18 protein-coding genes are annotated in these 18,739 nt (G+C 68.5%); 5 read left to right on the top strand and 13 right to left on the bottom strand.

What is annotated here, in order from left to right; all coding sequences use genetic code 11:
* Window positions 1–48: 48 nt before the first annotated feature.
* The 10 genes from gspE to gspG all read right to left on the bottom strand — a co-directional run bounded on the left by gspE (window position 49) and on the right by gspG (window position 9,635).
* On the bottom strand, window positions 49–1,482 hold the full coding sequence (gspE, locus tag AC07O8_RS09330; RefSeq protein ID WP_495047757.1) for a type II secretion system ATPase GspE: 1,434 nt from the start codon (window positions 1,480–1,482) through the stop codon (window positions 49–51).
* Between the two features lie 13 nt (window positions 1,483–1,495).
* A complete protein-coding gene (gene gspD / locus AC07O8_RS09335) occupies window positions 1,496–3,775 on the bottom strand; it encodes a type II secretion system secretin GspD (RefSeq protein ID WP_495047758.1) in 2,280 nt (759 codons plus the stop codon).
* A 2-nt stretch (window positions 3,776–3,777) separates the two neighbouring features.
* Entirely contained in the window at window positions 3,778–4,671 is an 894-nt protein-coding gene (gene gspN / locus AC07O8_RS09340; RefSeq protein WP_495047759.1) for a type II secretion system protein N, read from the bottom strand.
* Window positions 4,672–4,673: 2 nt separating this feature from the next.
* Window positions 4,674–5,153, bottom strand: a complete 480-nt coding sequence (locus AC07O8_RS09345; protein ID WP_297529513.1) for a type II secretion system protein M — start codon at window positions 5,151–5,153, stop codon at window positions 4,674–4,676.
* Between the two features lie 14 nt (window positions 5,154–5,167).
* A complete protein-coding gene (gene gspL, locus AC07O8_RS09350; protein WP_495047760.1) occupies window positions 5,168–6,391 on the bottom strand; it encodes a type II secretion system protein GspL in 1,224 nt (407 codons plus the stop codon).
* A gap of 156 nt (window positions 6,392–6,547) precedes the next feature.
* Window positions 6,548–7,618 carry a type II secretion system minor pseudopilin GspK gene (gene gspK, locus AC07O8_RS09355; protein ID WP_495047761.1) on the bottom strand — a complete coding sequence of 357 codons (1,071 nt, stop codon included), beginning with the start codon at window positions 7,616–7,618 and terminating at the stop codon, window positions 6,548–6,550.
* Window positions 7,618–8,274, bottom strand: coding sequence for a type II secretion system protein GspJ (locus tag AC07O8_RS09360; protein WP_495047762.1), 657 nt, complete (start codon window positions 8,272–8,274; stop codon window positions 7,618–7,620). Before AC07O8_RS09360 ends, gspK begins: the two co-directional genes overlap by 1 nt.
* Window positions 8,274–8,654: a type II secretion system minor pseudopilin GspI gene (gspI, locus tag AC07O8_RS09365; RefSeq protein ID WP_495047763.1), complete on the bottom strand. Its 381-nt coding sequence runs from the start codon at window positions 8,652–8,654 to the stop codon at window positions 8,274–8,276. Before gspI ends, AC07O8_RS09360 begins: the two co-directional genes overlap by 1 nt.
* A complete protein-coding gene (locus tag AC07O8_RS09370) occupies window positions 8,651–9,133 on the bottom strand; it encodes a type II secretion system protein (protein ID WP_495047764.1) in 483 nt (160 codons plus the stop codon). The genes gspI and AC07O8_RS09370 overlap by 4 nt, the downstream gene beginning before the upstream one ends.
* 52 nt (window positions 9,134–9,185) lie before the next feature.
* A complete protein-coding gene (gene gspG, locus AC07O8_RS09375; protein WP_495047765.1) occupies window positions 9,186–9,635 on the bottom strand; it encodes a type II secretion system major pseudopilin GspG in 450 nt (149 codons plus the stop codon).
* On the opposite strand from gspG, the gene AC07O8_RS09380 reads away from it, so the two are divergent.
* A complete protein-coding gene (locus tag AC07O8_RS09380) occupies window positions 9,634–10,308 on the top strand; it encodes a hypothetical protein (RefSeq protein WP_495047766.1) in 675 nt (224 codons plus the stop codon). The two genes, gspG and AC07O8_RS09380, sit on opposite strands and share 2 nt — an antisense overlap.
* A gap of 102 nt (window positions 10,309–10,410) precedes the next feature.
* Here AC07O8_RS09380 and AC07O8_RS09385 read toward each other — a convergent pair whose 3' ends face one another.
* Window positions 10,411–11,529, bottom strand: coding sequence for a nicotinate-nucleotide--dimethylbenzimidazole phosphoribosyltransferase (locus AC07O8_RS09385; RefSeq protein ID WP_495047767.1), 1,119 nt, complete (start codon window positions 11,527–11,529; stop codon window positions 10,411–10,413).
* A 164-nt stretch (window positions 11,530–11,693) separates the two neighbouring features.
* Complete coding sequence (ilvA, locus tag AC07O8_RS09390; protein ID WP_495047768.1) at window positions 11,694–13,280, bottom strand: threonine ammonia-lyase, biosynthetic; 1,587 nt, start codon at window positions 13,278–13,280, stop codon at window positions 11,694–11,696.
* 465 nt (window positions 13,281–13,745) lie between these two features.
* Here ilvA and AC07O8_RS09395 point away from each other — a divergent pair, with 465 nt between their 5' ends.
* Window positions 13,746–14,168: an OsmC family protein gene (locus tag AC07O8_RS09395; protein ID WP_495047769.1), complete on the top strand. Its 423-nt coding sequence runs from the start codon at window positions 13,746–13,748 to the stop codon at window positions 14,166–14,168.
* Between the two features lie 26 nt (window positions 14,169–14,194).
* Here the strand turns inward: AC07O8_RS09395 and coq7 are convergent, their stop codons facing one another.
* Window positions 14,195–14,854 carry a 2-polyprenyl-3-methyl-6-methoxy-1,4-benzoquinone monooxygenase gene (gene coq7 / locus AC07O8_RS09400; protein WP_495047770.1) on the bottom strand — a complete coding sequence of 220 codons (660 nt, stop codon included), beginning with the start codon at window positions 14,852–14,854 and terminating at the stop codon, window positions 14,195–14,197.
* 271 nt (window positions 14,855–15,125) lie between these two features.
* Here coq7 and AC07O8_RS09405 point away from each other — a divergent pair, with 271 nt between their 5' ends.
* The 3 genes from AC07O8_RS09405 to AC07O8_RS09415 all read left to right on the top strand — a co-directional run bounded on the left by AC07O8_RS09405 (window position 15,126) and on the right by AC07O8_RS09415 (window position 18,738).
* The gene (locus tag AC07O8_RS09405) at window positions 15,126–16,145 is read left to right on the top strand and encodes a porin (protein ID WP_495047771.1); all 1,020 of its coding nucleotides are present in this window, start codon (window positions 15,126–15,128) and stop codon (window positions 16,143–16,145) included.
* Window positions 16,146–16,449: 304 nt separating this feature from the next.
* The gene (locus tag AC07O8_RS09410; RefSeq protein WP_495047772.1) at window positions 16,450–17,511 is read left to right on the top strand and encodes a porin; all 1,062 of its coding nucleotides are present in this window, start codon (window positions 16,450–16,452) and stop codon (window positions 17,509–17,511) included.
* Between the two features lie 249 nt (window positions 17,512–17,760).
* Window positions 17,761–18,738: an ABC transporter permease gene (locus AC07O8_RS09415; RefSeq protein ID WP_495047773.1), complete on the top strand. Its 978-nt coding sequence runs from the start codon at window positions 17,761–17,763 to the stop codon at window positions 18,736–18,738.
* Window position 18,739: the final 1 nt, after the last annotated feature.

The following is an 18,739-nucleotide window of genomic DNA, read 5'->3' on the forward strand; positions in this document are numbered from 1 at the left end:
TCGGAACCTCGTGTCTCTACTGCTCGTGCGCCCAGGTCATCGCCGCGATCACTCGCGCGTGACCCGCAGCACTTCCTCTTCGGACGTGACGCCCGAGGCCACCAGCCGGTCGCCGTCCTCGCGCATCGACCGCAGGCCGTTCGCGCGCGCCGCCGCCAGCAATTCGGACTCCGGCGCCTGGTTGTGGATCAGGCTGCGGATCGCGTCGTTGCTCACCATCAGCTCGTACACGCCGGTCCGACCCTTGTAGCCGCTGCTCGAGCAGGCCGGGCAGCCCACCGGGTGATAACGCGTCTGGCCGTCGGGCAGGGGCTCGGCCGACTTGCACACCGGGCACAGCTTGCGCACCAGCCGCTGCGCCAGCACGCCCAGCAGCGAAGAGCTCAGCAGGAAGGGCTCCACGCCCATGTCGGTCAGCCGCGTCACCGCGCTCACCGCGTCGTTCGTGTGCAGCGTCGCCAGCACCAGGTGACCCGTCAGCGAGGCCTGGATCGCGATCTGCGCCGTCTCGTAATCGCGGATCTCGCCGATCATGATCACGTCCGGATCCTGGCGCAGGATCGCGCGCAGCGCCTTCGCGAAGGTCAGGTCGATCCGCGAGTTCACCTGCGTCTGCCCGATGCCGGGCAGCTCGTATTCGATCGGGTCCTCGACGGTCAGCACGTTCGTCGTCGACGTGTCCACCGTCTGCAGCGCCGCGTACAGCGTCGTCGTCTTGCCCGAGCCCGTCGGACCCGTCACCAGCACGATGCCGTGCGGCTGCTGCACCACGCGCTGGAAGCGCTCCAGCCGCTCGCCGTCCATGCCCAGCGCCGCCAGCGTGAAGCGCGATTCGGACTTGTCCAGCAGACGCAGCACCGCGCGCTCGCCGTGCGCCGACGGCAGCGTGCTCACGCGCACGTCGATCGCGCGGCCGCCGATGCGCAGCGAGATCCGGCCGTCCTGCGGCAGCCGCTTCTCGGCGATGTCGAGCTCCGCCATGATCTTCAGCCGCGAGATCAGCGCCGCATGCAGCGCGCGGTTCGGTCGCACGACCTCGCGCAGCGTGCCGTCGACGCGGAAACGCACCGAGCTTTCACGCTCGTAGGGTTCGATGTGGATGTCGCTCGCGCCGTTGTTCGCGGCCTGCGTCAGCAGCGCGTTGAGCATCCGGATGATGGGCGCGTCGTCCGCGGCTTCCAGCAGATCCTCGACCGCCGGCAGGTCCTGCATCAGGCGCGACAGGTCGACGGCGTTCTCGACCTCGCCGATCACCAGCGCCGCGTTGTCCTCGCCGCCCGCGTAGGCGGCCTGGATGCGCGTCGAGAGCTCGGCCACGCTGAGGCATTCGATGCGTGACGGCGCGTACACGCGCTGCAGCTCGGACAGCACCGGCAGCGTCAGCGCCGGCGACGCCCACAGCGTGCGCTGCTGGCCGTCGTCCTCGATCAGCAGGTGCTGCGCCTTGGCGACGGCGTAGGGAAGGGGATGGCGGCTGGCCATGGTGTCTCCGGGCTCAGCGGCCTTGCGGGCCGCTGGCCGCGTCGCCCGGGGCCTTGGCCGGACCCGGCACCGGCGAGGACGCCGGATACACGGGCAGCGGCAGCTGCTGGGGCAGCGTGGGACTCGGCGTCGACGCCGGCCTCTCGGGCAGCAGCGGGGCGCCGGTGTCGGGCAGGACCAGGGTGCTCTTCGGTTGCGACTCCTGCTGGTAGGCACGGATCGCGTCGTAGCGGTCCATCGTCAACGCGGCGGCGCTCTCGGGGGTGCGCAGCACCACCGGGCGCAGGAAGATCATCAGGTTGGACTTGGTCCGCTTGCGGCTCTGGTTCTTGAACAGGTTGCCCAGGATGGGGATGTCGCCCAGGCCCGGCACCTTGTCCTCGCTGTCGACGTATTCGTCCTTCAGCATGCCGCCGAGCACCAGCACCTGGCCGTCCTCCAGCGTCACCGAGGTCTCCACCGCGCTCTTGTCGAAGGTCGGCCCCTGCGTGGCGGAGTTCGGCGCGCTCGTGACGACGCTGGAGTTCTCCTGGTACGCCTTCAGGCGCACCGTGCCGTTCTCGCCGACGGTGGCGCGAACCTTCAGCCGCAGGCCGACGTCGCGACGCTCGAAGGTCTGGAACGGACTGGTCGTGGTGCCCGAGGTGGTGGTCGAGTTGCCGGTCAGCACCGGCACGTTGCTGCCGATCAGCAGGTCGGCTTCCTCGTTGTCCTGCACGATCAGCGAGGGCGTGGACAGCACGTTGGTGCCGGACACCGAGCCGAGCACGTTGGCGATGGCGCCCAGGGTGTAGAGGCTGCCGACCTTCTTGATGATGCCGACGTTCAACCCGGTGGGAATGGTCCCGCTCGAGATCGCGTTGCTGACCCCGGTGGTGCCGCCGGCCGTGGCGGCCGTGAGGTTGAGGATGTTCGAGAACCCGGTACCGAAATTGGTGCCGACCGCGCCTTCACCGAACAGCTGCTGGAACTGCACGCCGAACTGGCCGGCCTTGCTGGCGTCGACCTTCACGATCAGCGCTTCCACGTAGACCTGCGCACGCCGCGTGTCGAGCTGTTCGACGACCGCGCGGATCTGGCGGTACATCGGCTCGGGCGCCGTGATGATCAGCGAGTTGGTGGCCGGATCGGCCTGCACGAAGCCTCCGGTGTTCACCTGCGCGGTCTGGCTGACCTGCGTGGAGGCGGCGCCGCTCGATCCGCTGCCGCTGGAACCCGACGAAGCCCCGCCGAAGGAGCCGCTGTTGCCCGCGAAACCGCCGGACTGTCCCGCGCTGCCGGTCTGCGCGCTGGCGAAGTTGCCGGTGCCGCCCTGTCCGCTGTTGGAGCCGCCCGCGCCAGGACCCGCGTTGTTCGTGTACGCCGCGCGCAGCACCGTGGCCAGTCGCACCGCGTCCGCGTTCTTCAGGTAGATCACGCGGATGCTGCCGCCGGTGTCGCTGCTGGGCTGGTCGAGCTTGGCGATCATCGCGCGCAGCTGCATCAGCTTGGCCGGATTGGCCGCGCGCACGATCAGCGCGTTGCTGCGCGGATCGGCCATGACGCTGCCGCTGCCGCCGCCGCCACCGCCCTGCACCTGGACGCCCGGCGTGCCGCCGCCGCCGTCCGACAGGCGCTGCACCAGCTGCACGATGTCCGAGGCCACCGCGTTGCGCAGCGGGATCACCTCGATGTCGGTGTTGGAGGGCTGGTCCAGCGCCGCCACGATGCGGCTGATGCGCTGCAGGTTGTCGGCGTAGTCGGTGATCACCAGGCTGTTGTTGCCCGGGTTGGCGTTGATCGTGTTGTTCGGCGTGATCAGGGGGCGCAGCACCGCGACCAGGTTGTTGGCGTTCTCGTGGCTGAGCTTGAAGATCTGCGTCACGACCTGGTCGCCGCGGGCCTTGGTCTCGCCCGCGATCGTCACCGCGCCGGTCTGCAGCTTGGCCTCCGCTTCGGGGACCAGCTTCAGCAGCCCGCCGGCCTCGACCATCGCGAAGCCCATGCCGCGCAGCGCGGCGAGGTAGCTCAGGTAGGCCTCCTGCACCGGCACCGGCTGCTCGGCCGTCAGCGTCATCGTGCCCTTGACGCGCGGGTCGACCAGGATCGGCTTGCCCAGCGCGGCGGACATCGCGCGGGAGACCGCCTCGATGTCGGTGTTGACGAAGTTCAGCGTGACCGGCGTGCTCGCGCGCACGGCCGGCTGTCGGCGGTTCTGCTGCGACGACTGTGCGCCGGCCTGCATCGGCAGGCTGCCCGCGATCAGGGTGATCGCGACGCCCAACGCCGTCGGTCGCATCATGTGCTTGTTCATGCTCATCCCACCGAGATGATCGAGCGCGCACCCTGGCGGCGCCCGATGATGTTCAACAAATTGGCCAATGCGGCTTCGCTGCCCGGGGCGGCTGTCGCCTCGCCCTGGAACTGCGACCGCGTCGCGCCCAGACTGCCCTGGCCGCTCAGTTGCAGCGGCCCCTGGATCGTCGACAGGATCAGTTGCGGCGCCGTGCCGCCGCCCACGAGGCTCATCCGGTAGCTGCCCAGCGGCGACACCTGCGCCAGACGCGAGGAGAAGTCGCGCAGTTCGACCTGGGCCAGGCCGGTCACCCCGATCGCCTTGCCCTTGCCCTCGAAGACGAAGCCCTGCGCGCTGACGACGATGACGCCGTCCGGCGCCAGCGTGTTCCACGGGGTGCCCAGTCCGGCCAGCCAGGCGGCCGGCCAGCGGATCCAGGGCTGCTCGGGCGTGGCGTCGGGCAGGCGGACCGTGAGCCGGTCCATGCCGAAGCTCGCGGTCATCGGCGAGCCGGGCTTGATGCAGCAGGACTGGTCCAGCGTCAGGCGCACGCCCGGACCGCCGTCCAGCCAGGCGGGTCGCAGGGTCCAGCCCAGCCGTTGCGGCAGTTCGCTCGCGTCGCGGCTGCCCTCGCCCGGGCTCAGGATCACGCGCGCGCTGCCGTTCCAGAGGCTGCCGCGCGCGTCGGCGAGCAGCAGCCGTTCATTCGTCGCCGAGGCCACGACCTTCGCCAGCCAGGCCGCCGGGGCCCAGACCACGATCGCGGTCGACAGGCCCAGCACGGCGCCGACCAGCCCCCAGCGCATGGCGCCGCGATCGGTCCGGACCAGCTGCACCGCCTTGCCCGGCGCGGCCAGGAGCATGAAGGCCGACTGCATGAAAGCCGACTCCATGAAGCGTTGATGTCGCGTCATGCTCAGTTCCCCGCCGCCGCGGGCAGCACGACGGTCAGCCGACCGCTGTAGCCCTGCGGACCGGTCTGCAGTTCCGCTTCCTGCGGACGGGCACGCGCGCCCTGGCGCGCCTCGCCGATCCACATCGCCAGCGCGCCGCCGGGCACGCCGCGCAGGCGCAGCTGCGCCTGCGTGCCGGTGATCGTCAATTCGGCGGCCGGGCCCAGTCGCGCCGTCGCGGCCCGCAACGCGGTCATCGACTGCTCGGTCGACACCGGCACCGCCTGCTTGAACGCCTGGGTCTGCTGCGCCATCGCGCGCATCTGCTGGAGTTCGCGGTCGAGCCGGTCGATCTCGCCCGGCGCCTTGCGCAGCGTGCTCCAGGCCGGCGCCAGCGCGATCAGCCAGAGCAGCAGCAGGCCGACGATCACGGCGGTCACGCGCACGATCAGCCGCTCGCGCGGCGCGGCGGCCTGCCAGCGGGCCGTGAGGTCCCGTCGCATGGTCGTGAAGCTGTTCATCGGTGGTCGGGTCGCAGGCTGAGTTGGAGGGCTTCGCCGTCTTCGGCGACCCGCAGCGCGGGATCCTGGCCGAGCCGATCGCGCAGCTGGGCGCGTTGCGGCGCGGTCAGTCCGGTGAGTTGCAGCCGGCCCTGTTCGAAGCGGATGGCGGGCAGCGGCGGCTCGCCTGGCGGCCAGACGCGCGCCACGGCGCCGAGGAGGTCTTCCAGATCGCCGGGACCGACCTGGCCGGCGCCGCCGCGCAGCGCCTCGGTCTCGCGGACCATCTGGGCACGGGCGTCGCGGACGACGCGGATCTGCGGGAAGGCCTGACGCAGCAGCGCCTCCTGCTCGGCCTTGCGCGCGTCGATGGCGCGACCCTGCTGCCAGGCCATCGCGTTCAGACCGATCACCTGCACGGCGATCAGGCCGGCGAGGCCCCAGCGGAACGGCCGCCACGCCGGCGTCTGCAGCGTCTGCCAAGCCTGATGGACACGCTGCCAGCCGCGCTGGCGCGGCGTCAGGTCGAACTGCAGCAGGTTGACCGGAGCCTCCCGGGCCGCCCAGGCGCGGTCGGTGTCGCTGAGGACTTGCACCTTGCGGCCCAGCCACTGCTCGGCCGCGGCGGAAGCGGCCGGGCTGGCGCTGACGGGCGCCTCGGTCCACCAGTCCTCGCCGAGCCAGCCGCGCAGGCCGCCGCTGTCCAGCGGGAAGGTGGCCACGCCGTCGGCGCGGAAGACGCGCAGCCGGGCGCGGTCATCGGGGCCGGCGTAGACATGGCCGCCCTCCGCGCCGTTGCCGGTCTGCGGCCAGGACAGCGGCAGGAGCGATTCGACCAGCAGCCCGGCGGCTGCCATGGCCTGCAGGTGCGCGCGCAGCGGTTCGCGTGCCGTCACCGCGACCCAGTGGGTCTGGCCCTCGGTGTCGGGACTTGCCAGCAGCGCGAGGTGCAGCCGGTCGGGGTCTTCGAGCAGGTGGTCTTCCATCACCCCGACGACGGCGCTGCGCAACTTTGCGCCCTTGATCTTGGGCAATTGCGCGGGAAGCCAGCTGACCTGGTCGTCGCCGAGCAGCACCATCACGCGATCGGCGGGCGGCATCGCGGCCAGCGGGGCGCGCTGTCCGTGCCCGCTGGCGTGGGCCGGCGCCTGCGCGTCGTGGCTGAACCAGAATTCGTAGTCGTGCGGGGCGGGACCGTTCTGAGGCGGACTGGCCGGCAGGAGGATGAGCAGGGTACTCATGAGATCGCGGATTCTAGGAGGGCTTGCGTGACGGAACGGCGCCGCGCGCCCCCGAGCAAGCCCGTAGTCGCGCTTTTACAAGTGCATGCATCCCGTCCCTCTTCTTTCCATTCGTTTCAGGCGCTTGTGGGCAGCGCGCGACGACTTCCGCGGCGATCACGGGGCGGCCCCGTAGCCGGGCGTGCCGGGCAAGGTCGACTGGCGCAGCAGGCGCTGCCGGTCGATCACCCGGACGTTGGTGCCGTCCCGGAACACCAGTGAGCGCTGCGCGAGGATCCGATCGTCCATGCGCAACTGGCCCTCGACGAAGAAGTAGTTCGATGTGAAGGCCGCCATCGCCTGGCGCGTGTCGGTGGCGGAGATGCCCGCCACCAGCGAGGTGAGCCGGTCGTCCCAGGCGGTGAAGGCCTTGCTCTGCCGGGCCCGCACGATGCTGTCGGCCACGCCCAGGTCGACGCCCAGCACATCCGCGATGACCTCCCGGGAGGCGGTGTTCAGGTTCAGTGTCGTCTGCGCCTTCGGCAGCAGCACGGCCAGCGTCGCCAGGCGCGCGACCTGCTCGTCGTTGAGGCCGAACCAGCGCAGCTGCTCGATCCGGACCGGTCTCAGCGGCACGTCGCCTTGCTGGTCCGTGCCCTTGCCGCCCGCGGAGGCGATCAGGTTCTTCTGCACCTGCTCGGCGATCGACGCGCTCATGCCGGCGCGCTGGAAGATCCTGCGCGCCGCATTGAGGTTGTCGAGCGCCTTCTGCGTGGCCTGGGGATCCGGCGGCTGTCCGGGCTGCGGCTGCGACGGCACCGTCTCGAGGTTGCGCAGGTTGAACAGGCCCTGCGCATCCTCGATGTGGCCGGACAGGAAGGCGTCGGGACCCGCGTCCTCCGACTTGTTCTCGTCCTGCGACAGGAAGCTCGACAGGCGCGCCTCGGCCAGCGGCACGGCCCACACCTCGCCGAGGTCGTCGCTCTTCGCGGCGTTGTTGCGCGCGGACTTGACGTCCTCGCTCAGGATCAGCCGCGCCCAGTCCAGCGCGCCTTGCAGCACCCAGTCCGCCTGGGCGCGCCCCCGATCGGCGGCCTCGATCTGGATCGAGCGCGATTGCCGCCACAGCATCGCGGCGGACAAGGTCGTCACCAGCACCACGATCAGCAGGGCGGTCAGCAGCGCCGCGCCGCGGCGCCCGCGCGCCTGCCGCCGCGGACGGGCGTGAACGATGCGGGCGGCGCGCATCAGCTGCCGCCCTCCACGGCGACTTCGCGGATCAGTTCGCCGCGGTAGCCGCTGTCCTCGCCGAACTGCAGCCGCATGCGCACGCCTTCCGGCACGGCGTTGCTCACCGCCGCGCCCTTGCTCGACGGGTCGTTGCTCGCGGGATCCTTGTCGAGCGAGGACTGCGCGTTGGCCCACGCCCCTTGCTGGAAGAAGTACATCTGCCAGCCCGTCACGCGATCCAGGCCGGGCAGCTCGCGCATTTCCCGGGCGTTGAGCTGCTGGCTGCGGAACCACGCGTCCCGCAACGCATCGGCGTTGGACAGCGTCTGCGATTCCCAACGGGCCAGCCGACCCTCCTTCAACTGCCAGGCGACAAGCTGCAGCCCGGTCTCACGCCGGCGCGTGATGCGCAGCGTCGCGCCGTCGAAGGTCAGCGCGTCGAAGACGTCGCTCTTCTGCACCTCGCGCAGGTCCAGCTCCCATTGGCGGATCAGGGTCTGCAGCGTTTCGGCGCGATCCATCGCGGCCTCGTTGCGCTCGCGGCTGGTCGTCAGCGCGGTCACCGCGCGCCACGCCATGACCGACATCACCGCCATCACGACGAGCGCGACGACGACCTCGATCAGCGTGAACCCGCGCGCCGTGCGCCGGGAGGAGCCAGTCGCGCGGCGCATCAGGAGTTGCGTCCCACGATGGTGGTGATCGTCAGCAGCGGGCGGTCCCGGTCGTCGAACACCTGCGCCTCGACGCGACGGAAGTTCGGATTCGGCGTCCCGCGCACCGACATCTTGACGCTGAAGTCGCGGCCGAGCTGCGAGCAACTGATGCTGTTGTCGCCGATGCTCGGGAAGACCTTGGTCAGGCGCATCTCGGTGAGTTCGTTCTCGGCACACCACTGCGCCAGCGAATTGATCGCGAGCCGGTCGGAATTCGAAGTCATCGCGCCGGCGGCGCGCAGGCCCGCTGCCAGGCACAGCGCGACGATCGTCAGCGCCACCAGGACTTCGACGAGCGTGAATCCGCGCGGCCTCGACGGGTGCGGCGCGCGCGTCATTCGCCCCCCTTCGCGATCGCGAACGGACGCAGTCCGTCCGTGGCCAGGGTGATGCGGTGATCGCCGCGGATTAGCGTCACGCGTTGCGCGCCGATCAGCGGCTCCGGGCCCAGCCGGATCGAGCGCCCGTTGACGCTCGCACCTTCGATCTCGACGATCGGCGCGTCGCCCAGCCAGGGACGTTCCAACTCCAGGCGCTTGACCAGCGCGGCGGGCAGGCCGGTGATGCGGTAACGGCTGGCGTCGCTGTTCGAATCGGGCAGCCAGCGCACGTCGAGCGACGCCGCGCGAGCCTCCGAGCGGGCGGTCTCGAGCACCGACGCCAGGTGCAGCGCCTCGCGCTCCAGTTGCACATCGGCGCGGTCGCGCATGGCCACGGCGACGGTCGCGCTGGCGATCGCCACGATCGTGATCGCGACGATCAGCTCGATCAGCGTGAAGCCGCGCTGGAGCAGTCGGCCGGACGGACGCGCGCGCACGGCTCTGGGCAGTCGGTGGAGGAGGGGACGGAGCGCACGGCGGGCCGCGCGCTCATTCCCAGGACCCGATGTCGGCGTCCGAGCCTTCGCCGCCCGGCTTGCCGTCCGCGCCCAGGCTGTAGATGTCGACCTCGCCCTTCAGGCCAGGGTTGTCGTACTGGTACGGATTGCCCCAGGGGTCCTTGGGCAGCTTCTCGATGTAGACCTTCCAGTTCGGCGCCGCGGGGCCGGTGGTGGGCTTGGTCACGAGCGCGGCCAGGCCTTGTTCGCCGCTCGGGTAGCGGCCGTTGTCCATCTTGTAGAGCTTGAGCGACTGCATCAGCGTGTTCACATCGGAGCGCGCCGCGGTGCGGCGGGCTTCGGAGACGTGGTTCATCACCGCCGGCACGACCACCGCGCCCATGACGGCGACGATGGTGATGGCGACGATCAGTTCGATCAGCGTGAAGCCGCGGGTGCGGCGCGGAGAGAACTTGGCGAACTTCGAAAGGGGTCGACGCATGGTGTTGCAATCCTCGTGGAGCCCCCATTGGTGGCCCATCGCGCTGCATCATAATCGTCGGATGCATGCACGATGGTTAAGCTTCGTAGTCTGGGCGGCGATGGCGGCGAGCCTCGCGTATTGGGCGTTGACGCTGATGGTGAAGGGGCCTCAGGCCCCCGCCATGACGCGTGCCGCGACGTCCGAAAGCGCCCCCGCTGACTGGACTCGACTATTCGCTGCCGCGAAGGCGGCAGAGGCGCCGGTCGAAGCCACCTCTTCGCGCTATCAGCTGCTGGGCGTCGTCGCGCCGACCACCGGCGGGCGTTATCCCGGCGAAGGCGTCGCGCTGATCGCGGTCGCCGGCGCGCTGCCAAAGCCGGTGCGCATGGGTCATCCCGTCGATGGCGACCTGAAATTGATCGAAATCAATCGCCGCGATGTGGGGCTGGGCGCCGGCAATGCGGTGACCGTGCGCCTGAGCCTCGCGCCCGGCGTGGCGGACGTGGCGATGCCCACTCAGCAGCCCCAGTTCGCACCGGGGGGCGGCATGGCACCCCCGCCGAACTTCGGTCCGCAGATGCCGCCGCACGCCGGCGCGCCGGGACCCGACGGCATCGTGCCGCCAACCGCTGTCACCGGTTCGTTGCCGCAGATGCCGCCCGGGGACGGCAGCGCCAACCCGATCAAGTGATTCCAAAGAGGTAGCGCGTGATGCGCTGAACGCGCTGGATGCATTGAATGCGCTGACCGCGCGGGAGGTGACGACAGCCGCGCTCGTCGCGCGCCTTGGGGGTCAGTACTTGCTACCCAGCGTGGTCCGTCCCGGACCCGTGTGCAGCGCGCCCGGATTGCTCGAGCCCGTGTCGCGCAAATCGGACGGGCGGCTGTGGATGGCCCCATCGGGCAGGTCCTGGACTTCCGTCAGCAGCGCCGCCGCGCAACGCACCAACGGCCACGCCAGCGTCGCCCCGGTGCCGTCCCCGCATTCCATGCCGAGTTCCAGCAGCGCTGCCGCATGGAACAGCTGCAGCGCCTCGTCCAGGCCGCGGTGCGTCGTGCTGCGGCAGAACACCGCGTAGTCGGTGACCGGCGGCGCGATCATCGACGCCACCTTCAGCGCCGCGCAGGCGGGAATGCCGTCCACCAGGATCAGCTGACGCTTCGATGCGGCGACCAGCATGGCGCCGACCATCACCGCCAGCTCGAACCCGCCGAAGGCCGCCAGGACCGCCATCGGTTCCTGCACGTCGCGGTGCCGCTGTTGGGCGCCTTGCAGCACGAGCATCAGGTGCGACAGGTCGTCGTGCGGCATGTCGGGGCCGGAAATGACGAAGTCCTGCACCGGCATGTCCATCAAGCGCGAGAGCACCAGGGCCGACGCTTCCAGCGATCCCTGGCCCAGGCCCGCGCAGGCGATCACGTTGCCCGCGAGGTTGTCCGAGATCTCCATGCCGACGCGCACGCCGGCGTGGGCCTGTTCGACCGTCATCGCCGCGCCAGCCCGCGAGTTGCGCGTACCGTGCGCGATCTTGCGCGCGAGCAGGCGTTGCTGGGGGCTCAGGGGTTCGGCGATGCCGCAGTCGACGACCGTGACGTGCATGCCCTGATTGCGGGCGAACACGGTCGACGGCAGTCGGTGCTGCAGGGCGAGCAGGGCCTGCTCGCGCGTGCTGCGGCCGTTGGGCAGCCCGATGCCGTCCACCGCCAGGCCGTGATCGGCGGCGAACAGGACGAGCGTCGGGTCGCGGAACTTCGGCGTCTGCGTCGCCTGGATCAGCCCCAAGCGCACGGCGAGCGGCTCCAGTTCACCGAGCCGGCCAGCCAGCGTGCAGCGACGCTCCAGGCGCTGGCGCAAGGCGCGTTCCAGTTCCGGATTGGCGGTCGGCGAGATGAGGGACTGATGGATGGACATGGGGTCCGCCATTCTCGGTCCCCGCTGTGGGAGGACCATCGGCAATTGCCCCCGCCGCCTAGCGTCTGCCCCTTGTCCCGGGGGCAGCTGTTGGTGTCAAGCCGTAACGGCGGTCGTCGTCGGGCGCCGGTGCGCCCGCGAGGTCACGGCGGTTTGACGCCCCTTCAGCGCAGGAAGAGCCGGTACACCGGGTTGTCGGTTTCCTCGGTGTACGGGTAGTTCAGCTGGTCGAGGAAGGTCTTGAACGCCTTGCCGTCGCCCTTGGGGACCTGCAGGCCGACGAGGATGCGGCCGTAGTCCGCGCCCTGGTTGCGGTAATGGAACAGGCTGATGTTCCAGTCCGGGCTCATGCTGGACAGGAAGCGCATCAGCGCCCCGGGCCGTTCCGGGAAGATGAAGCGGAAGAGGCGCTCGTTCTCCGCCAGCTCGGTCCGGCCGCCGACCATGTGGCGCACATGCTGCTTGGCCAGTTCGTCGTCGGTGAGGTCCACGGTGGCGAAGCGATGACGCTCGAAGCTGCGGACCAGCTTGTCGGCCTCCTCCCGTTTCGTGATGGAAACGCCGACGAAGACGTGCGCCACCTGATGGTCGGAAATGCGGTAGTTGAACTCGGTGACGCTGCGGCCCTGGACCAGCTCGCAGAAGCGCCGGAAGCTGCCGCGCTCCTCCGGGATGGTGACGGCGAACAGCGCCTCGCGTTCTTCGCCGACCTCGGCGCGCTCGGCGACGAAACGCAGCCGGTCGAAGTTCATGTTCGCGCCGCAGGTGATGGCGACGTAGGTCTCGCCCTTGGTCCCATGCTGCGCGGCGTACTGCTTGATCGCGGCGACGCCCAGGCCGCCGGCCGGCTCCAGGATGCTGCGCGTGTCCACGAAGACGTCCTTGATCGCGGCGCAGACGGCGTCGGTGTCGACCAGGATGTAGTCGTCCACCAGCTCCCGGCAGACGCGGAAGGTCTCTTCGCCCACCAGCTTGACCGCGGTGCCGTCCGAGAACAGTCCGACGTCGGTCAAGGTGATCCGCTTGCCGGCGCGGACCGAGCGCACCATGGCGTCCGAGTCCCGGGTCTGGACGCCGATGACCTTGATCTCCGGCCGCACGGCCTTGATGTACGCCGCCACGCCCGAGATCAATCCGCCGCCGCCGATCGCGACGAAGATCGCATCGATGGGCCCGGGATGCTGGCGCAGCACTTCCATGGCGATCGTGCCCTGGCCCGCGATGACGTCGGGATCGTCGAACGGATGGACGAAGCTCAGGCCCTGCTGCTGCTCGAGCTCCAGTGCGTGCCCGTAGGCGTCGGTGAAGGATTCGCCGGACAGGACCACTTCGCCGCCCAAGGCCTGGACGGCGTCGACTTTGACTTTGGGGGTCGTCACCGGCATCACGATCACGGCGCGGCAGCCGAGTTTCTTCGCCGATAGCGCCACCCCTTGGGCGTGATTACCCGCCGAGGCGCAAATCACCCCGCGCGCCAGTTGCTCGGGCGCGAGATTTGCCATCTTGTTATAGGCGCCGCGCAATTTGAAGCTGAATACCGGCTGTTGATCTTCCCGTTTCAGCCAGACCTTGTTGCCGATGCGCTTGGAGAGATTGCGGGCGGCGTCGAGGGAGGTTTCCTGCGCCACCTCATACACCTTGGCGTTAAGAATCCGTTGGAGATAACTCTGGTCGGCGGGGAGTAACGCGGGATGTTGCGCCGTGAGGCGCGTCGAGGTGGTCTTGCGCGATGCGCGGCGGATGCCGGCCATGGAAATCCCTCCAGTTCCCCTTCCCGCGCGGACGCGGCGGGAGTCGGGCGGACGATGATAGCCAGGGTTTGTCCGGGGCGCGGCGGGGCCGGCGGCGCCGCGCCGCCGCGCGCGTTCGCCATTGGAGGAGCCTGCCTTGCGCCCGGCGTGTCGTCGTCGGACCGGGGACGGACGAAAAAAAGCCCGAGGCTTGTGGCCTCGGGCTGAATCCACCATGGAGGCGGTGGAGGAGACAATCGGCGCGGAGGCTGACCCCACAACTTGGGGTAGCGCTATCGCATGCCTAGAATTCTAGGGGGATGCATGTTGCGCTGCAATATTTTTTGAGGTCTCCGGCCCTGGAGTCGGGCCTCTAAATGCGCAAAATCACCGCCAGAGTGAGGCGCAACGACCGGCGGCGCGCTGGAAATGGGGTCAGATCGTCGCCGGATGGTTCGAACGGCCCATGGAACGAAGGAACGACGAATGGAATGCACGATCAACTGGATGGGCGCGGAGGGCATGAGCTTCATCGCGGAGACCGGCAGCGGGCACATGATCAACATGGATGGCGCGCCGGACGGCGGCGGTCGCAACCTGGCGCCGCGACCGATGGAGACGGTGCTGGCCGGCACGGGCGGCTGCACGGCCTATGACGTCGTGTTGATCCTCAAGCGCGGCCGGCATGATGTCCGCGGCTGCCAGGTCAAGCTGAGCGCCGACCGCGCGGAGGTGGATCCGAAGGTCTTCACGAAGATCCACATGCACTTCGTCGTCACGGGCAAGAACCTGCCTCAGGCCACCGTCGAGCGCGCGGTCCAGCTTTCCCACGAGAAGTACTGCTCCGCCAGCATCATGCTGGCGAAGACCGCAGAGATCACCACCTCGGTGGAGATCATCGAGGGCTAGGCCCGCCGGCAGGGGAGGGTGCCGCTCTAAAGGTGATGGGCCGTCCGCGTCATGACCTTGGCGGCGAGCCGCATCAGCCCTCGTACGGGCGCGGGCAGGTCGACCCCGCCCAGTGCCCGGGCTTCCTCGGCGTGGCGGGCCTCCTCTTCCTTCATCTGCGCGACGATGGCCCGCGAACTCTGGTCTCCCTCCGGCAGCCGTTCCAGATGGCTCGCCAGGTGGGCTTCAACCTGGCGTTCGGTCTCGATGACGAAACCCAGGCTGACCTTGTCGCCGATCAGCCCGGCGGCGGCACCGATCGCGAAGGCGCCCCCATACCAGAGCGGATTGAGCAGGCTGGGGCGGTCGTTGAGCGCGCGGAGCCGGGCGGCGCACCAGGCGAGGTGGTCGACCTCTTCCTGGGCGGCGTGCTCAAGGTGCTGGCGCAGCGCTTCGTCGCGCGTGGTCAGGGCCTGAGCGCGGTAAAGCGCCTGCGCACAGACCTCGCCGACATGGTTGACCCGCATCAGCGAGGCGGCCAGCTTGCGCGCCGATTCCTCCAGCGGGGCGTCCATCGCCGCGGGCGCGGGCGCGGGCCTGACCGTGGGCGCGACTCCCGCCAGCGTCTTCAAGCTGTGGTCCAGCGTGGATATCCACGCGTCCGCTCTAGACAATATGCGCGCCGGGCGCGAACTCTGAAATTCCATCTTGAATGCTCGCCGTGGGCATGGGACCGCAGTTTAGGAGCGTGGCGTCAAGCGGTTCGCCGGTGCGGGTTGATCCTTTGTGCGAATGCGTGATGACACAATTTTTTAATCCCATACGCGTTGCTTCGACCCAACGAAATCAGGACTTTTACGGGGTAGCGGCTGGTCAGGCGTGATCGGACCTGTTGCAATACACCACAGCTTCATTGCAGGAGCTTGGTTTGCGGGCGATCTACCAACCGCAACCTCATTGAAGATCTAGGAGTCTCTAATGAAGAAATCTCTCGTCGCGCTGGCTGTGCTGGCTGGTTTCGCTGGTGCCGCTGCCGCTCAATCGTCCGTCACGCTGTTCGGCGTCATCGACGTGGCTGCCCGTTACACGAAGGCCAATGGCCAGGACACGAAGCAACTGACGAACGACGGCAGCTCCTCCAGCCGCATCGGCGTCCGTGGCGTCGAAGACCTGGGTGGCGGCCTGAAGGCTGGCTTCTGGCTGGAAGGCGCCCTGGCTGCCGACACCGGCACCGCTGACGCTACCCGCTTCTGGGGCCGTCGCGCTTCCGTGAGCCTGATGGGCGACTTCGGTGAAGTCCGTCTGGGCCGTGGCAAGACCTCGACCCGCCTGGTCGTCGATGACTTCGACGTCTACAGCACCACCGGTCTGGGCGACGTCACCCGCACGTACAGCCTGCTGGGCTCGAACATCGACACGATCAACCGTGCCGACAACCTGGTTCAGTACTTCCTGCCGGCCGACCTGGGCGGCGTGTACGGCTCGTTCGACGTGGCCGCTGGTGAAGGCACCGACGGCAAGAAGTCGTACGGTGGCCGTCTGGGCTACAAGGCCGGCGACCTGAACGTCGCTGGTGGCTACCAGACCACCGACTCGCTGAACTCGAAGTACAAGCAGCTGTCCCTGGGCGCCAGCTACGACTTCAAGATCGTCAAGGTGCAAGGCCTGTTCAGCCAGCTGAAGTTCGGTTCGCGCAAGCAGAACCTGTACACGATCGGCGCCGTGGTGCCGGTGACGGCTGCCGGTTCGGTGACCGCTCAGTACACCAAGGCTGAGACCAACGGTGCTGCCGACGCTGGCCCGCAAGCAGCTCGTGGCGACGCGCAAGCGTTCACGATCGGCTACCAGCACAACCTGTCGAAGCGCACCGCGCTGTACACGACGGCCTCCATCATCGACAACGACAACTCGAACTTCCGCGTGCAGAACAATGCCGTGGCGTCCGCTGTCGGCGGCAAGTCGGGTGGCATCGACGTCGGTATCAAGCACAGCTTCTGATCCTCGGATCAGCGCACTGCGCTACGAAAGCCGCCCCTCGGGGCGGCTTTTTTTCGTCTCAACGTTTGCCCGTACCGCCCCTGTCCCGCAGGTGCCAGGTCTTGCGTGAGCCGATCAAGCACTGTCGTCGCAACGCACTGTTGTTGATTTTGTAGACAGTCTTCGCGGGTTTTCCCTCTGTCGGAGCGTCACAAACTTGACAGGGTTTGCTCGCGTGGGCGATGTGCAACACAAAGCGTCTCCGTCTGGGGGCTTCGCTGAGAATCGATTCCGGCGACCACACCAAACATACAGGAGACATCACATGAAGAAAGCCGCCTTGGCGCTGAGCATCCTTGCAGCGAGCACCAGTGCCGCCTGGGCACAATCGAGCGTGCAGCTCTACGGCATCGTCGACGTGGGTCTGCGCTGGACCAGCAACGCGAACGCCGGAAGCTCCGAGAAGCAAGTCATCCCCGGCGGCATGTCCCAGAGCCGCCTCGGCGTGAACGTGACCGAGGACATGGGCGGCGGTCTGAAGGCCATCGCCAACCTCGAACACCGCCTGAACTCCGACACCGGCACCGTGGCCGCCGCCGACTTCTGGCGCCAGTCCTGGGTTGGCATCCAGTCGGCCGACTTCGGCCGCCTGACCCTGGGTCGTCAATACAACATCCTGTTCGACATCTACACGTCGACCTACGCATCGTTCAAGTACTCGCCTTACATCGAGGCCTACAAGCCCGAGATCGGCCTGTCGATGGGCGCGCGCCAGGACAACATGGTCAAGTACCTGTTCGAGACCGGCCCTGTCCGCGGCGAAATCCAGGTCTCGGCCGGGGAAGGCAACTCGCAGAACAAGTCGTTCGGCGGTCTGCTGCGCTACAACCAGGGCCCCATCGCCTTCGGCGGCGCCTACTTGCAGGTCGAGGACACCCTGGGCAAGAAGGTCAAGGGCTACACCGCTGGCGGCGCGTACACGGACGGTCCGTGGTACATCAACCTCTCCTGGGCGACCAACAAGTTCGACCAGGGCGGCCTGCTGGGCGCTGCCTACACGTCCGGCCTGCTGGGCACCGTGCTGAATGCCGCCGCCAATGACGTGAAGAAGCGCGACATGATCTCCGCCGGCGCTGCCTATCAACTGACTCCGCAGCTGAACCTGGGCGCCCACTACTGGTATGCCACGCAGACGCACTACAGCGCGCCGCTGGCCAACACCAAGAGCAAGGGCCACTACTTCGCCTTCGTGGCCGACTACGCCTTCTCCAAGCGCACGGACGTCTACCTCGAACTGGACTACACCAAGCACGAAGGTGCAGTCCGCTTCGCCAACAACGCCGAGAAGCGCGGCGGTTCGATCGTCGGTATCCGTCACCGCTTCTGACCGGTCCGTCGCGCGCGGTCTTCCGCGCGCGCCGACGGCCTTGCCAAACCGCCTTCGGGCGGTTTTTTCGTTGGCGGACGTCGGTCGAGGCGACGTCGCGTTCATGCCGCGTCAAGGGCTAACCCACTTGCCGGTGGGCGTACGCTCCTCGATGATGGGTTCCTTCTGAAGCGTCCCGCCTCCGGGGTCAGGTCGTGCCAGGGCAGGTCACAAGCCGCTCGCCCGAGCCCAAGCCGGAGGCCCCCGTCCATGCTGGTTTTCATTCTTCGCCGCCTGGCGCAGGCCGTCGTCGTCATGCTGACGGTGGCCTTCATCGCCTTCATGCTGTTCCAGTACGTCGGCGATCCGGTCAACAACCTGCTCGGTCAGGACGCCACGCCGGAACAGCGCGAGCAACTCCGCAAGGACCTCGGGCTCGATCAGAGCTTCATCGTGCAGTTCGCGCACTTCGCCGGCAATGCGGCGCAGGGCGAGTTCGGGGTCAGCCTGAAGCAGGGCCGCAAGGTCTCCGCGCTGATCGCCGAGCGGTTCCCGGCGACGCTCGAGCTGTCGGCGACGGCGGCGGTGATCGCGCTGGTGTTCGGCATTCCGCTCGGCGTCTACGCGGCGCTGCGGCGGGGAAGCTTCGGCTCCCAACTCCTGATGACGCTGTCGCTGCTGGGTGTGGCGCTGCCGACCTTTCTCATCGGGATCCTGCTGATCCTCGTCTTCGCGGTGCAGCTGGCCTGGCTGCCAAGCTATGGCCGGGGCGAGGTGGTGATGCTCGGCGGCTGGAGCACCGGCCTGCTGACCGGCGACGGGCTGCGCCATCTGCTGCTGCCGGGCATCACGCTGGCGGTGTTCCAGTTGACGCTGATCATGCGCATCGTGCGCGCCGAGATGTTGGAGGTCCTGCGCGCCGACTACATCAAGTTCGCCCGCGCCCGCGGCCTCAGCGACCGCACGATCTACTTCGGCCACGCGCTCAAGAACACGCTGGTCCCCGTCATCACGATCACCGGCCTGCAGCTGGGATCGCTGATTGCCTTTGCGATCATCACCGAGACCGTGTTTCAATGGCCCGGCATGGGGTTGCTGTTCATCCAGGCGGTGCAGTTCGCCGACATTCCGGTGATGGCGGCCTATCTCTGCCTGATCTCGCTGATCTTCGTCGTGATCAACTTGGTCGTCGACCTGCTGTACTTCGCCGTCGATCCGCGCTTGCGCGTGAGTGGCGGCGCGCACTGAC

The sequence above is a fragment of the Roseateles sp. GW821-FHT09G09 genome, assembly GCF_059415965.1.